At 49.6% G+C, this 544-nt stretch carries 1 protein-coding gene and 1 pseudogene; one reads left to right on the plus strand and one right to left on the minus strand.

Features of this window, described 5'->3' with window-relative positions; translation table 11 throughout:
* A pseudogene (locus tag HMPREF1627_RS10585) lies at window positions 1–99 on the minus strand (N-acetyltransferase); the annotation flags it as partial.
* Between the two features lie 142 nt (window positions 100–241).
* Here HMPREF1627_RS10585 and HMPREF1627_RS00005 point away from each other — a divergent pair.
* A partial coding sequence (locus HMPREF1627_RS00005; protein WP_034499608.1) for a glycosyltransferase family 2 protein occupies window positions 242–544 on the plus strand: 303 nt, incomplete at its 3' end.

Consider the following 544-nt stretch of genomic DNA (forward strand, 5'->3'; position numbering starts at 1 on the left):
CTCAGCATTTTCTCGAACTTGCGCGAGATGCCAGATTGAAGTTCCCTCACCAATCTTCGCCTCAGCTGAAACGTCTGCACTATCGACTATTCTCGGCATAAGTCCTCCGTTCAGTTACAGTCAAACTTATTCTACGCTCATAATCACAGTTATTAACGGCGCCTATTCAGCGTTTTTACACTTAAAGATTGTAAAGTGGTTAGTGATTAGAGACGCAAATTTGAAGAATCACAGGGCACACATGCAACTGACGGACAAAACATGGCTCGTTGTTCCCCTATACAACGAGGGAAAAGTCGTGCGTGAAGTACTCACTAAAGTACGCAAAACCTTCCCGAACATCATCTGCGTTGACGACGGCTCCAGTGACAACTCCATCGAAGAGGCTCTCGCGGCCGGCGTCACAGTTGCCGCACATCCCATTAACCTCGGGCAAGGCGCTGCCCTGCAAACCGGATTCAGCTACGTACTTGAAAACACGGACGCAAAATACGTCGTTACCTACGACGCCGACGGCCAACACCGCGTTGAAGACGCACTTGCC

The sequence above is a fragment of the Actinomyces sp. S6-Spd3 genome (assembly GCF_000758755.1).
Lineage (GTDB): Bacteria > Actinomycetota > Actinomycetes > Actinomycetales > Actinomycetaceae > Pauljensenia.